Raw genomic sequence first — 14,348 nt, 5'->3', positions numbered from 1 at the left:
CAGAAATCCGCCGGGTGCTGGAAAGCGGTGTTGCCGGACCGATTCGCGGGCGCAATCAACCCTCCTGCCATTCCAGTGTCATCTGGGTCTGGGTGACGATTGCCGCCACCTTGCCGTCGCCGCGCCGGATCGTGGTCTGCCAGATTTCGGTCTTGCGGCCCTTGTGCAGCGCAATCGCGGTGGCGCGGGCGGTGTCTCCGATGCGGATCGGGCGCAGGAAGTTCGTCTTGCTTTCGATGGTGGTGGTCGCCATGCCCTGCCGCAGATTGATCGCGGCTGCCGTGCCGCCGGTGTTGTCGGCCAGCCCCATGATCGCGCCGCCATGCAGCACGCCGTTGCGGTTCGACAGCGAAACGGTGACGGGCATTTCGGTGACAACTTCGTCGGCGGTTGCGGAAATCACGCGGATTCCCAGCATGTTGGCGAATTCGGGCTGAGTGTCGGCGGCGGTTGCACGCAGGTCTGGCTGGTCCATGCTGGTCCCTTGTCTTTCGGTTCGGGCGCGATCCTATGCGGATGCCCCGGTCAAGTGAATGGCGCGTGTCCCGCCGGGTCGGGCCGGGCAGTCGCGGCATGGGCGCCCGCCTGTGCCGAACCGCAGGCAACCCGGATCGCCACCCGGATCAGACCTGTGGCCCGGTCGGGCTCATGCCGCTGTCCTTGCTGCGGCCCTTGCCGCCGCGTCGCGTGGTCAGGCGGCGGATCACCACATAAAAGCCGGGCACCAGGAAAATCCCAAGGAAGGTGGCAGCGATCATGCCGCCCATCACCCCGATGCCGATGGCGTTCTGCGCGGCGGCACCGGCGCCGGTGGCAATCGCCAAAGGCGTCACGCCCAGGATAAAGGCCAGCGAGGTCATCAGGATCGGGCGCAGCCGCAGCCGCGCGGCCTCTATGGCGGCGGCGATGGTTTCGCGGCCACGATCTTCCAGATCGCGGGCGAATTCGACGATCAGGATGGCGTTCTTGGCGGCAAGGCCGATGGTGGTCAGGATGCCGACCTTGAAATAGACGTCATTGGCCTGACCGAATGTCAGCGCCGCGATGACCGCGCCCAGGACACCGACCGGAACGGCCAGCATCACCGAAAACGGGATCGACCAGCTTTCATACAGCGCGGCCAGGCACAGAAAGACGACCAGCACCGACAGCGCATACAGAAAGGGCGCCTGATTGCCCGACTGGCGTTCCTGATAGGACAGTTCGGTCCAGGCGATGCCATAGCCGGGCATGTCGGAAACCAGTTCCTCCATCGCGGCCATGGCGGTGCCGGAACTGGCGCTTTCGCTTGGCTGGCCCGAAAACTCGATGGCGTCGATGGCGTCGATACGTTGCAGGCGCGGATCGACCGGTTCCCACCGCGTCGCCATGAAGGCGGAAAACGGCACCATTTCGCCCCCGGAATTGCGGGCATACCATTTTTCCACATCCTCGGGCTGCATGCGGTTTTCGGCGCCGCTCTGGACGATGACCGGGCGCAGTTGCGCGCCAAGGGCAAAGTCGTTCACCTCGGTCCCGGCAAAGATCGTCGACAGCATGGCGTTCACCTCGGCCACGCGGACGCCGAAACTTTCGGCCTTTTGCTGGTCGATGTCGATTTTCAGCGCAGCGTCGTCATCGGTGCCGCGCGCCTCGACGTTTTGCAGGCGGGCATCGCTGGTCGCGATCTGCTCCAACTGTTCCGAAGCCTGTGTCAGCGCCTCGCGGCCATTGCCGGCCTGATCCAGCAGATACATGCTGAAGCCTGACGAATTGCCCAGACCCGGAATCGCGGGCGGTTGCAGGAACATGATCCGCCCGGCGCGGTGACTGCCGAATTTCGCATTGGCCCGCGCGGCCAGCGCCCGTGCGGACTGGTCAGCGCCCTTGCGTTCGGCGAAATCGCGCAGCTTGACGAACATCAGCCCGCGCGCCTGCGACGATCCGGCAAAGTTCCAGCCAAGCGTTGCCAGCACGCCTTCGACCGTGTCGGATTCGTCGTTCAGCAGGTAATCCTCGATTTCGGCGGCGACGGCGGCGGTCTGCTGGCTGGTCGTGCCTTCGGACAGGTTGATCTGGACCTGCAACACGCCCTGATCCTCGGCCGGCAAGAAGCTGGAGGTCATGCGCGCAAACAGATCGTAAACCCCGAAGCTGATGATCGCCAGCGCGACCATGACGACAAAGGGCCTGCGCAACGTCCGCGCGACGGTCGCGCCGTAGCCGTTCGTCGCCCGCTCGAACGCCGCGTTGAACCAGCGCGCGGGGGCGAAACGGGCCGGGCCATGCGACTGGCGCAGCATGGATGCGCACATTGCGGGCGTCAGGATCAGCGCGACGAACAGCGACAGCACCATGGCGGTGATGATCGTCACCGAAAACTGCCGGTAAACCACCCCGGTCGATCCCGGCATGAAGGCCATCGGCACAAAGACCGCCGACAGGACCAGCGCGATGCCGATCAGCGCGCCGGAAATCTGCTTCATGCTTTTCTCGGTCGCCTCGACCGGGCCAAGGCCTTCTTCGGTCATGACGCGCTCGACGTTTTCGACCACGACGATGGCGTCATCGACCAACAGCCCGATGGCCAGCACCATCGCGAACATGGTCAGCGTGTTGATCGAATAGCCAAGCGCCGCCAGCATCCCGAAGGTGCCCAGCAACACGACCGGCACGGCGATGATCGGGATCAGGGTCGCGCGCCAGTTCTGCAGGAAAATCAGGATGACCAGAAAGACCAGGACGATGGCCTCGATCAGGGTGTGATAGACTTTTTCGATCGACAGCTCGACAAAGGGGGCGGTGTCATAGGCGATCTGAACCTCCAGCCCGTCGGGCAGGGATGATTTCAGGTTTTCCAGCACCGCGCGGACGCCCGCGGCGGTATCGACGGCATTGGCGCCATTGGCCAGGCTGACGCGAAAACCCGATGCGCTGTTGCCGTTGAAGCGCGAATCCGCGCCATAGCTTTCCTGCCCGATTTCGACCTCGGCCACGTCGCCAAGCCGGACCGTCGCCCCATCCGTGCCGGTTTTCAGCAGGATGTTGCGGAAATCATCGACCGAGGTCAGCTGGCTTTGCGCGGTGATCGTCGCGGTGAACTGCTGGCCCTCGGTGACGGGCTGACTGCCAAGGCTGCCTACCGATACGGTGGTGTTTTGCGCCGCGACGGCGGATGTGATGTCGGATGGCGTCAGTTGGAACTGCGCCAGCCGCAGTGGGTCCAGCCAGATCCGCATCGCATAGCCGGAACCAAAGACGTTGACCTCGCCCACGCCCTCGACCCGCTTGACGGGACCTTCGATCACCTCTTCGATGAGGTTGCCCAATTCGATCCGGCTGTGGCGGTTTTCGGTCGAAACCAGCGCCGCCACCATCAGGATCGAGGTGCTGGACCGCGAAATCCGCACCCCGTCGGTCTGCACCGGAGAGGGCAGGCGCCCCTCGACCGAGCGGACCTTGGACTGGACTTCGTTCAGCGCATCGACGGGGGTGACGGAATCGTCGAAGGTCAGGGTCAGGGTCGAACGCCCGGTGGCGGATGACGAAACGGTATATAACAGCCCGTCCAGCCCGGTCAGCGAATCCTCGATGGGTTTCGTCACCGAATTCTGCACCGCCTGCGCGGTCGCACCCGAATAATTGGCGCTGATGCGGATCGTCGTGGGCGCGATGTCGGGATATTGCGACACCGGCAGGGTCAGGATCGAAAAGCCCCCCGCCAGCATGGTGACGATGGCCAGAACCCAGGCAAAGACGGGGCGGTGGATGAAAAACTGCGCCATTCCGGGTCAGCCCGCCGTCGCGGCGGGGGGGCTGGCTTCTGGTGCTTCGGCGGGTCTGACCACGCCCTGCGCATCCAGCGCCACCGGAACCGTGGCAATTTCCGCGCCCGAGCGCAGGTTTTCCAGCCCGTCCAGAATGACCTCCTCGCCCGCCGTGATGCCCTGGGTCACGATCCACGAGCCGCGATAGCTGCCCGATTCGGTCAGGGTGATCTGTTGCGCGGTGCCGTCGCGCGCGACAAAGGCGGTCAGCGTGCCGTCGGTCGCGCGGCGTGTCGCGCGCTGCGGGATCAGCACGGCGCGGGTGGTGCCCACGGTCATTTCGACGCGCAGGAACTGGCCGGGCAGGATCATCCCGTCGGGGTTGTCGAATTGCAGCCGGATCGGCACCGTCCCCGTGGTCGGCGATACCGCGATGCCGGGCGAGACCAGCCTGCCCGTGCCCTGATAGGCCTCTCCGGTTTCCAGAATGACGCGGGTGCCTGCCTCGCCGTTCACCAGCAGGCTGCCGGCCTGCACCCTTTCGCGGTTGCGCAGCAGGCGCGCGCTGGATTCGTTCACATCGACATAGATCGGATCAAGCTGGGTGATCGTCGTCAGCAGTTCGGACTGGTTCGCGGTGACCAGATCGCCGACCGAGACGGCGGCGACATCGGGAATGCCCTGAATCGGGCTGACGATTTCGGTGCGCTTCAGGGAAAGCTGGGCGGTGTCGCGGGCGGCCTCGGCGGCTTTCAGTTCGGCCTGCGCCTGCGCCAGCGCGACTTCGGCATTCGAGCGGTCGACCGATGTCACGCCCGAACCTTCCAGCCGGCGATAGCGTTCCACCGTGGCCTGCGCCGAACTCAGGCTGGCTTCGGCGCCCGCGACGGATGCCTCGGCTGCGGCAAGGGCCGCCGACAGCGTTTCCGGGTCCAGCCGGAACAACACCTCACCCTGCGCGACGGGTTGGCCGGGTTCATACGATATTTCAAGCACTTCGCCGCCGACCTGCGGGCGGATGCCGGTTTCCTGATAGGCGACGGCCCGGCCCGGCAGGGTCACCGTATAGGGCACGTTTTCATCCGACACGGTCATCACGCCGACTTCGCGCGGACCGGGCGTGCCGCGCGATCCGCCCCCGAACATGCCCTGCGCCGCCGCCTGAGCGGCCAGAGCCAACAGAAGGACAGCGGCTGTTTGCCACCTCGGCAGGATGCGGCCGGACATGATATCGATCTTTCTCGTCGGGGCGGTGCGTGGCGTCAACTTCGCGGCTGGACGGTAAACGACAGGTAAACGGTCGCGTCTTTCGTGTCACGCTTCTGTGAGATGCGTGGGAAACCGGTCGAACAACGACCCGCCGGCCATCAGAATCCGGCCGTCAGAAATCGACGGCCAGCCCCTTGCGTTCGTAATCGCCGTAGCGGACCGGCTCGGGGCCGTCGCGTCCGCCCAGCTCTGTCGGCAGGTCCAGCGGCGCGGCGTTCCGGCGCCGCTCTTCGGCTTCGGCAAGGGCGCGCTGCGCCGCAGGCGGCAGGTCCTTGCGTTCGGTCATGGCGCGTTCGGTCATGGCGATTTCCTTGGAAAAGGGATAGATGTGGACAATCTAGGCAAGGGGCGCGGATTGGACAAGCGAAGACAGGGCAGGCATCGGCCAAGGGGCGACCGCCCCGACGAGGTGCGTCAGGCGGCGCTGGCGATGCTGCAGGCGGTGGGCGAAGGCGCGACGCTGGACGAGGCGGTGACCGTGGCCGGGCCGCTGCCCCCGGCGGGGCGGGCGCGGGCAAGGCGGCTGGCGGCGGAAACGCTGCGCCGCGCCGACCGTGCCGATGCGCTGCTGGCCCCCCTGATGTCGCGCCGCCCGCGTCCCGATATCCGTTGGCTGCTGCGTCTGGCCGTGGTCGAGATGCTGGCGCTGGACGAGGCGCCGCATGGCGTCGTCTATGCCGGTGTCGCGCTGGCCCGCAGCATGGGCCGCAAGGGGCAAGAGGCCGCTGGCATGGTCAATGCCGTGCTGCGCCGGGCGTCGGGGATGGCGGGCGAATGGCGCGACCTGTCGCCGCAGCACCTGCCCGCATGGCTGCGCAACCCGGTTTCCGCGACCTGGGGCGGCGATGTCGCGCTGGCGATCGAGGCCGCGCATGAACGCGGCGCGCCGATCGACCTGACCGTCAAGCCGGGGCGTGAGGCGCCGGGCGCGGCCCTGCCGGGCGGGTCGTTCCGTCAGCCGCAGGGTGCGCAGGTCAGCGCGCTGCCGGGCTATGAGGCGGGCGACTGGTGGGTGCAGGACGCAGCGGCGGCGATGGCGGCGCGGATCCTGAACCCGCAACCGGGCGAGGTTGTCGCCGATCTGTGCGCCGCGCCGGGGGGCAAGACCTTGCAGCTTGCTGCGGCGGGCTGCCGGGTCACGGCGCTGGATATCTCGGCCGCGCGTCTGGAACGGGTGGGCGAAAACCTGACCCGCTGCGGGCTGCGCGCGCAGATGGTCGCGGGCGATGCGCTGGAGTGGCGCCCTGAAACCGCCCCCGACGCGATCTTGCTGGACGCGCCCTGTTCGGCCACCGGCACGATCCGCCGCCACCCCGAACTGCCGCTGATCCGCGACGGATCGGGCATCCCGGCGCTGGTCGAATTGCAGGCGAATCTGCTGGATCACGCGCTGGATGTGCTGAAACCCGGCGGGCGGCTGGTCTATGCGACCTGTTCGCTTTTGCCCGCCGAGGGCGAGGATCAACTGGCCGCCGCCCTGTCGCGCCACCCCGGTCTAGTCGTCGAGGCGCCCGATCTGCCGGGCATTGACGCGGAATGGATCACGCCGCAGGGCGGGCTGCGGTTGCGTCCCGATCACTGGCCCGATCTGGGCGGAATGGACGGGTTCTTTATCGCGCGCTTGCGAAAACCGGCCAGCCCGGCATAGATTCGGGCGGTATTGCTGGCGCGGGTGGGCGGCTTTGGGGCAGATGAACAATCTTTCGCCGAACATGAAACGCCCCGAGGGCTTTTTGCGCCACCCCGAGCCGAAGGCCATCGGCCATCCCGGCCGGGGCCGCGCCATTCTGGCGGGCGAGCTGGTGCTGCGCGGCCATATCCTGCGCGGCAACCCCTTTGCGATCAGCGATTTGCCGCTGCTGGTCCGGGCCGATCTGCATGGTTTCGGCTGGCTGGACGATCTGGCGGCGCTGGCCAGTCCCGAAGCGCGGGCCATGTCGCAAAAGCTGGTGCTGGACTGGCAATATGACCACCCCGACCCGGCCGAGGCGACCGTCGAATGGCTGGCGGAAATCGCGGGCCGTCGCCTGCTGCGCTGGCTGTTTCACGCGGGCATGATCCTGCCCGGTCTGCGCCAGCCCGATGCCGACGCCTTTCTCCATGCCTGCCGGGGGCACCTGTCATGGCTGTCGGACACATGGTCCACCACCCCCGACGGCCTGCCCCGGATCGAGGCCCTGACCGCGCTGGTCTTTGCCGCCTTTCACCTGCACGGCCATGACCAGCTTGCCCGGCTGGCACTGGTGACGCTGGCCGAAGAGGCCGAGGCGATGGGGCCAGATCCCTGACCGCGCCGCGTTCCCCCGAAATCCTGCTGGACGCGGCGTCGCTGATGGGCTGGGCCGCGGACAGCGCGCGTCGGGCCGGTGTCGCGGTGCCCGCCGCGCTGGAGGATGCCATCGCCGCGCTGGCCCAATCCCTGCGCGCGATCCGCCACGCCGATGGCGGGTTGCCGCAGTTTCACGGCAGCGGGCGCGGCGTGCCGGGGCGGCTGGATCGCTGTCTGGCCGCCAGCCCCGGCCCGGCGATCACCGCGCGCGGCAAGCCGCTTGGCTATGCCCGCATGGCGCGCGGGCGCACGACGCTGATCTTGGATGCGGCCACGCCGCCCATGGGCGAGGCGGCGGGCATGGCCCATGCCTCGACCCTTGGCTTTGAACTGGTCTGCGGGCGCCAGCCGATCATCCTGTCCTGCGGGACGGGCGATCATATCGGCCCGGTCTGGGCCGAGGCCGCGCGGCGCAGCCACAACCATTCCGCCCTGACGCTGGCGGGGATGAATTCGTCGCGTTTTGTCGCCGATATGGCGGGGCCGGATCTGCTGGCCGACAGCGCGGCGCGGGTCTGGGCTGGCGATTTCGATGACGACGGCCATATGACCGCCCCGGATTGCGGCCCGGCCCACTCCGCCAACCCGGCGCATATCCTGTCCGGCCATGACGGCTGGCTGGCCAGCCACGGCCTGACCTGCCTGCGCGAATTGTGGCTGGAACCCGACGGGCTGACCCTGGACGGCGAGGATTCGCTGGTCGCGCTGGACCCGCCCGCGCAAGAGGTTCTGGACCAAAGACTGGCCGAACGCGGCGCGGCGGGCATCGGGCTGGACATCCGTTTCCACCTGCACCCCGCCATCCGCGCCAGCATCGAGGGCGAGGCCATGCGCCTGATCCTGCCCGAGGGTGAGGATTGGTTCTTTTCCCATGACGGCAACGCCCGGATGCGGCTGGAGCCGTCGCGCTGGCTGGACCCGGACCGCCGCCAGCCGGTCGCCAGCCAGCAGATCGTCCTGACCGCGCTATTGACTGCCCGCGCCGTGCAAGTCGGCTGGACCTTCGCGCGGGCAGAGGTTAGGTGAGCGCCAGCAGAAAACCGGGGGCCCTGCCGATGACTGACCGCATTTCCATGCGCCGCGCGCTGATTTCCGTTTCCGACAAGACCGGGCTGATCGACTTCGCCCGCGATCTTGAAACGCGCGGGATCGACATCCTGTCCACCGGCGGCACCGCGCTGGCGCTGCGCGAAGCGGGCATCAAGGTCACCGATGTCGCCGATGTCACGGGTTTCCCGGAAATGATGGATGGCCGCGTCAAGACGCTGCACCCTAAGGTTCACGGCGGCTTGCTGGCCCTGCGCGACAATGACGAACATATGGCCGCCGCCGAAACCCACCAGATCGACATGATCGACCTGCTGGTCGTCAACCTTTATCCGTTCGAGGCGACGGTGGCCAAGGGCGCCAGCTATCAGGATTGCATCGAAAACATCGACATCGGCGGCCCGGCGATGATTCGCGCGGCGGCGAAAAACCACGCCTTCGTCAATGTCATCGTCGATACCGCCGATTACGCGGCGCTGCTGGCCGAACTGAATGCCAATGACGGCGCGACCTCGCTGCCGTTCCGTCAGCGGCTGGCGCAGAATGCCTATGCCCGGACGGCGGCCTATGACACGGCTGTCTCGACCTGGATGGCGCAGGCGATCGGAGAGTCGACGCCGCGTTACCGTTCCTTTGCCGGCACCCTGTCGCAAAGCCTGCGCTACGGCGAAAACCCGCATCAGTCGGCGGCCTTCTATACCGATGGTTCGGCCCGTCCCGGCGTTGCCACGGCAAAGCAATGGCAGGGCAAGGAACTGTCCTATAACAATATCAACGACACCGATGCGGCATTCGAACTGGTCGCGGAATTCGACCCGCTGAAAGGCCCGGCGGTCGCGATCATCAAGCACGCCAACCCCTGCGGCGTGGCGCGGGGCGACAGCGCGGTTGACGCCTACCGCCGCGCCTTCGACTGCGACCGGACTTCGGCCTTTGGCGGGATCATCGCGCTGAACACGGCGCTGGACGGCGATACCGCCCGCGCGATCACCGAAATCTTTACCGAGGTCGTCATCGCCCCCGATGCAACGGACGAGGCGCGCGAGATCTTTGCCGCCAAGAAAAACCTGCGCCTGCTGACCACCGGCGGCTTGCCCGACCCGAAAGCGGCGGGCACGACCTTTCGTCAGGTCGCGGGCGGCTTTCTGGTGCAGGGGCGCGACAATGGCGTGATCCTGCCCGCCGATCTGCGCGTGGTGACGCAGCGCCAGCCCGACGACAAGGAACTGGCCGATCTGCTGTTTGCCTGGACCGTGGCGAAACATGTCAAATCCAACGCCATCGTCTATGCCCGCGATCTGGCCACCGTCGGCATCGGTGCAGGCCAGATGAGCCGCGTCGATTCGACGCGCATCGGCCGCCGCAAATCCGAAGACATGGCCGAAGTGCTGGGTCTGCCGCAGGCGCTGACCATCGGCGCATCTGTCGCGTCGGATGCGTTTTTCCCCTTTGCCGACGGGATCGAGGCCCTGGCCGAAGCGGGCGCCCGCGCGGTGATCCAGCCCGGCGGTTCGATGCGCGACGACGAGGTGATCGCGGCGGCGGATCGCCTTGGGCTGGCAATGGTCTTTACAGGGCAGCGCCATTTCCGGCACTGATCTGTCATGACTGACGAAACACCCCCGGATATCCCTGCCGAACCCCAGCCCGCGCCGCGCAAGCCGCGCGCCCCGCGCCGCAACCGCGCCGCCGAGGAACGCCGCGCGGCCGAGGCGCTGGCGCTGAAACGCGCACGCTCGATGCGGCCGGTGGTGCTGGTCGCGGCGCTGGTCATCGCGCTGGATCAGGTGCTGAAATATGTCGTGGTCCATGTCATGCGGCTGGACCAGCGCCGTGAAATCGACCTGATCGACCCCTGGCTGAACCTGCGCATGGCGTGGAATCAGGGCGTGAACTTCGGCCTGTTTTCCAGCGATGTCGACATGATGCGTTGGGTGCTGATCGGGGTCGCGGTGGTGATCTGCATCTGGGTCTGGATCTGGCTGGCGCGCACCGAACATGCACGTTTCGCCAAGATCGCCGCGGGCCTGCTGATCGGCGGCGCCATCGGCAATGTCATCGACCGCATGACCTATGGCGCGGTCGCCGATTTCCTGAACATGTCGCTGCCGAACTGGCGCAACCCCTATAGTTTCAACGTCGCGGATATTTCGATCTTTGCGGGCGCGATCGGGTTGTTCCTGCAACCGCCCGCGCCCCGCGACCCGGCGGGCAAGGCGGCAAAAGCGGAACCCCGCGCCCGTGCGAAACCACGCGACAAGACCCGTGACGCCACCGGGAAATGACGCTAGAAGAGGCGTGAGCCGTCGAAAGGGACCCAAGATGCGGATGCGCGCGACAGTTGCGACGATGATCATGCTGATGGCCGTTTCGGCCTGCAGCACGGACCCGCATCTGATGAATATCAGGCAGGGCCAGCGCAGCCCCGACGAATTCGCCATCGTGCCGACGCGGCCGCTGGAAATGCCGGGCGATCTGAACGTCCTGCCCGCGCCGACGCCGGGCGGCGGCAATATCACCGATCCCAATCCGGCGGGCGATGCGATTGCCGCGCTTGGCGGCAACCCCGGCCATCTGGCCCAGCAGGGCGTCGGCGCGGCCGATGGGGCGCTGCTGGCCTATACCGGCCGCCTTGGCCGTGACCCCGGCATCCGCCAGATCACCGCGCAGGAAGACGTGGCATGGCGCGGCCGTCACTCGCGCCGCGCGCTGGAGGTGCTGGCCCGGACCAATGTCTATTACCGCGCCTATCAGCCGATGACGCTGGACAGCTGGACCGAACTGGAACGCTGGCGGGCTGCTGGCGCGCGCGTGCCCGCCGCGCCGCCAAAGGGCTACAGCCTGACCGGCGCGGCGCCGGTCCAGCGTCAGGTCCATGAATCGCGCATGGCGGACTGACGGGCTGACCGCAGGTCGGGCGTTCACGCTTTGATGAAACCGGCCGGGCTTGCCCTGCCGGTTTTTTTCGGGCCAAGGTCGGCGGGTCAATTTCAAGACCTGCCCGCACCGGAGCCCGTTCATGCGCCTGACCGTTGCCGCCCTGTTCCTGTCGGCCCTTCCCGCCGTCGCGGAAATGCCCAAGGGAATCAGTCATTTCACCCTGCCGAACGGTCTGGAAACCGTCGTGATCGAGGATCACCGTGCCCCCGTCGTCGTCCAGATGCTGTGGTATAAGATCGGTTCCGCCGACGAGGCGCCGGGCAAGTCGGGCATCGCCCATTATCTGGAACATCTGATGTTCAAGGGCACCGAAAAGCTGGCGCCGGGCGAGTTGTCCAGGACGGTCAAGGCCAATGGCGGCATGGACAATGCCTTTACCAGCTATGATTACACCGCCTATTTCCAGCGCATCGCCAGCGACCGGCTGCCGCTGATCATGGAAATGGAGGCCGACCGCATGGAAAACCTGCGGATCGGTGAAAACGACTGGCAGGCCGAACGTCAGGTGGTGCTGGAGGAACGGGCGCAGCGCACCGACAGCGACCCCTCGGCCCTGTTCGCCGAAGAACGCAATGCGGTGCAGTTCTACAACCACCCCTATGGCCGCCCCGTCATCGGCTGGCGTCAGGAAATGGAATCGCTGACCCGTGAAGACGCGCTGAACTGGTATCGCAGCCATTACGCGCCGAATGATGCGGTGCTGATCGTCGCGGGCGATGTCACCGCCGACCGCGTCCGCCAACTGGCCGAGAAATATTATGGCCCGGTCCCGGCGCGTCCCGATCTGACCCGCAAGCCGCGCCCGCAGGAACCCCCAGCAGAATTCGCCCCGCCGGATGGAACGCAGCGACCCGCGCGTGCCCCAGCCTTCGCTGGTGCGCACGGTGCTGGTGCCGCAGCGCAAGACCGGCGACCAGCAGCAGGCCGCCGCGCTGACCGTGCTGGCGGAACTGCTGGGCGGATCGTCCCAGACCTCGGTTCTGGCGCGGGATCTGGTGCAGGGCGGCATGGCGCTGTTCACCTATGCCAGCTATGACGGCACTTCGGTCGATGCGACGACATTCGCGCTTGGGCTGGTGCCTGCGCCGGGCGTCGCCAATGCCGATGCCGAGGCCGCACTGGATCAGGCGCTGCGCGATTTCGCCGATACCGGCCCCGATCCCGCGCAGCTCGACCGGATCAAGACCCAGATCCGCGCGGGCCGGGTTTACCTGCAAGACAGCGCTCATGCCCGGTCCTATGACTATGGCATGGCGCTTTCGACCGGGCTGACGGTCGAGGATGTGCATGAATGGCCCGATCTGCTGGATGCCGTCACGGTTCAGGATGTGACCGATGCCGCGCGGCTGCTGATCGACAGCAACGCCCATGTCACCGGCTGGCTGCTGCCCGCAGAGGCTGCCTCGCCTGCGGCCCCTGCCGATGCGGGGGTGGATGCGTCCGCAACCCCAGCCCCGGCTCCGGCCCAAACGCCGACAGACGGCCCTGCCGACAATCCGGCAAATATCGGCGCCACCCCGCCGCTTGCCAATCCCCGCAACGAGGTTTCCGAATGATCCGCGCACTCGCCACATTCGTCTTTGTGCTGCTGGCCGCGCTGCCGGCCCGCGCGATCGAGATTCAGGAAATCACCTCTCCCGGCGGGATCAGGGCCTGGCTGGCGCAGGATGGCTCGATCCCCTTTGCCGCGATGACGGTGCTGTTCAAGGGCGGCGCCAGTCTGGACGCGCCCGGAAAACGCGGTGCGATCAACCTGATGACCGCCACGCTGGAGGAAGGCGCGGGCGATCTGGACGCCACCGGTTTCGCCGAGGCGCTGGAGGGGCTGGGCGCCGAAATCGGTTTCAGCGCCGGGGATGATGCGCTGACGATCACATTCCGCGCGCTCAGCGAAAACCGCGATCAGGCGGCCGATCTGCTGCGTCAGGCGCTGACCGAAACCCGTTTCGACAGCGACCGCGTGGAACTGGTCCGCGCGCAGGTCCAACTGTCGATCCGGGCCGAGGCGACCGACCCGCAATCCATCGCCGCCAAGGAAATGGCGCGTCAGGCATGGGGCGATCACCCCTGCGGCAGTTCGACCAGCGGCACGGCGGACAGCGTGGCGGCCCTGACCCGCGACGACCTGATCGACGCCCGCAACCGTGTCATCGCGCGTGACCGGATGATCGTCGCGGTGTCGGGCGATATCACGCCCGAGGATCTTGGCATCCTGCTGGACCGGACCTTCGGCACCTTGCCCGAAACCGGCACCGCGCCCCTGCCGCAGCCCGCGACGCTTGGCCTGACCGGCGGCGTCACCGTGATCGACTGGGACAGCCCGCAGACCGTCGTGGGCTTTGCCGGGCCGGGCCTGCCGATGGATGACCCGGATTATTTCGCGGCTTTCGTGGCCAACCATATTCTGGGCGGCGGCGGCTTTTCCTCGCGCCTGATGGACGAGATCCGCGAAAAGCGCGGGTTGACCTATGGCGTCAGCACCGGGCTGGCCAACGGTCTTTACGGCGACAGCTGGCAGGGCGGCATGGCATCCGGCAATGAGCGCGTGGCCGAGGCGGTCGATCTGGTCCGGCAGGAATGGGCGCGGCTGGCCGATGGCGTGACGGATCAGGAACTGAACGACGCCAAGACCTATCTGACCGGCGAATACCCGCTGCGTTTCGACGGCAACCGCCGGATCGCGGGGATTCTGGCGGGGATGCAACTGGTCGGCCTGCCCGCCGATTACGTCAACACCCGCAACGACAAGGTCGAGGCCGTGACCGCCGCCGATGTCCAGCGCGTCGCGCAGCGGCTGCTGAAGGCCGACAATCTGCGCTTTGTTCTGGTCGGTCGGCCTGCGGGCCTTGACGCGGATGGCGCGCGCCTGCCCGCCGCCGAAACGGCGACAGAAGCAGCCACCGAAACGACGACCGAAACCGCTGCCGAACCCGAACCCGTCCAGTAACGAAACCGGCCGCCCCGGCAAGGGGCGCGCCGTACCTGTGTGGTGGCACAGGATCCGGGGTTTTCGATAT

11 protein-coding genes and 1 pseudogene are annotated in these 14,348 nt (G+C 67.0%); 8 read left to right on the top strand and 4 right to left on the bottom strand.

Going from position 1 to position 14,348, the window contains the following annotated elements; genetic code table 11:
- Positions 1-55: 55 nt before the first annotated feature.
- The 4 genes from PE067_RS01530 to PE067_RS01515 form a co-directional block, all read right to left on the bottom strand.
- Entirely contained in the window at positions 56-475 is a 420-nt protein-coding gene (locus PE067_RS01530) for a PaaI family thioesterase (RefSeq protein WP_276187510.1), read from the bottom strand.
- Between the two features lie 148 nt (positions 476-623).
- Positions 624-3,764 carry an efflux RND transporter permease subunit gene (locus PE067_RS01525; RefSeq protein WP_276187509.1) on the bottom strand — a complete coding sequence of 1,047 codons (3,141 nt, stop codon included), beginning with the start codon at positions 3,762-3,764 and terminating at the stop codon, positions 624-626.
- Between the two features lie 6 nt (positions 3,765-3,770).
- The gene (locus PE067_RS01520) at positions 3,771-4,973 is read right to left on the bottom strand and encodes an efflux RND transporter periplasmic adaptor subunit (protein ID WP_276187508.1); all 1,203 of its coding nucleotides are present in this window, start codon (positions 4,971-4,973) and stop codon (positions 3,771-3,773) included.
- Positions 4,974-5,127: 154 nt separating this feature from the next.
- Positions 5,128-5,301, bottom strand: coding sequence for a DUF1674 domain-containing protein (locus PE067_RS01515; protein ID WP_276187815.1), 174 nt, complete (start codon positions 5,299-5,301; stop codon positions 5,128-5,130).
- Between the two features lie 69 nt (positions 5,302-5,370).
- Here PE067_RS01515 and PE067_RS01510 point away from each other — a divergent pair, with 69 nt between their 5' ends.
- The 8 genes and pseudogenes from PE067_RS01510 (at position 5,371) to PE067_RS01475 (ending at position 14,278) form a co-directional block, all read left to right on the top strand.
- Positions 5,371-6,663: a transcription antitermination factor NusB gene (locus PE067_RS01510; RefSeq protein ID WP_276187507.1), complete on the top strand. Its 1,293-nt coding sequence runs from the start codon at positions 5,371-5,373 to the stop codon at positions 6,661-6,663.
- A gap of 43 nt (positions 6,664-6,706) precedes the next feature.
- Positions 6,707-7,303 (top strand): hypothetical protein, encoded by a 597-nt coding sequence (locus tag PE067_RS01505; RefSeq protein ID WP_276187506.1) that lies wholly within the window; start codon positions 6,707-6,709, stop codon positions 7,301-7,303.
- A 44-nt stretch (positions 7,304-7,347) separates the two neighbouring features.
- The gene (locus PE067_RS01500; RefSeq protein WP_276187505.1) at positions 7,348-8,370 is read left to right on the top strand and encodes a heparinase II/III-family protein; all 1,023 of its coding nucleotides are present in this window, start codon (positions 7,348-7,350) and stop codon (positions 8,368-8,370) included.
- A gap of 29 nt (positions 8,371-8,399) precedes the next feature.
- Positions 8,400-9,989, top strand: coding sequence for a bifunctional phosphoribosylaminoimidazolecarboxamide formyltransferase/IMP cyclohydrolase (gene purH, locus PE067_RS01495; RefSeq protein ID WP_276187504.1), 1,590 nt, complete (start codon positions 8,400-8,402; stop codon positions 9,987-9,989).
- A gap of 6 nt (positions 9,990-9,995) precedes the next feature.
- Positions 9,996-10,676 carry a signal peptidase II gene (gene lspA, locus PE067_RS01490; protein ID WP_276187503.1) on the top strand — a complete coding sequence of 227 codons (681 nt, stop codon included), beginning with the start codon at positions 9,996-9,998 and terminating at the stop codon, positions 10,674-10,676.
- Between the two features lie 37 nt (positions 10,677-10,713).
- A complete protein-coding gene (locus PE067_RS01485; RefSeq protein ID WP_276187502.1) occupies positions 10,714-11,289 on the top strand; it encodes a DUF3035 domain-containing protein in 576 nt (191 codons plus the stop codon).
- 121 nt (positions 11,290-11,410) lie between these two features.
- Positions 11,411-12,887, top strand: a pseudogene (locus PE067_RS01480) (pitrilysin family protein).
- A complete protein-coding gene (locus tag PE067_RS01475; protein WP_276187501.1) occupies positions 12,884-14,278 on the top strand; it encodes a pitrilysin family protein in 1,395 nt (464 codons plus the stop codon). Before PE067_RS01480 ends, PE067_RS01475 begins: the two are co-directional and overlap by 4 nt.
- Positions 14,279-14,348 lie beyond the last annotated feature (70 nt).

The sequence above is a fragment of the Paracoccus sp. DMF-8 genome (genome assembly GCF_029309835.1).
Taxonomy (GTDB): Bacteria; Pseudomonadota; Alphaproteobacteria; order Rhodobacterales; family Rhodobacteraceae; genus Paracoccus.
The sequence above is the reverse complement of the archived record's forward strand: the minus strand, read 5'-3'. Positions and strand labels throughout refer to the sequence as shown.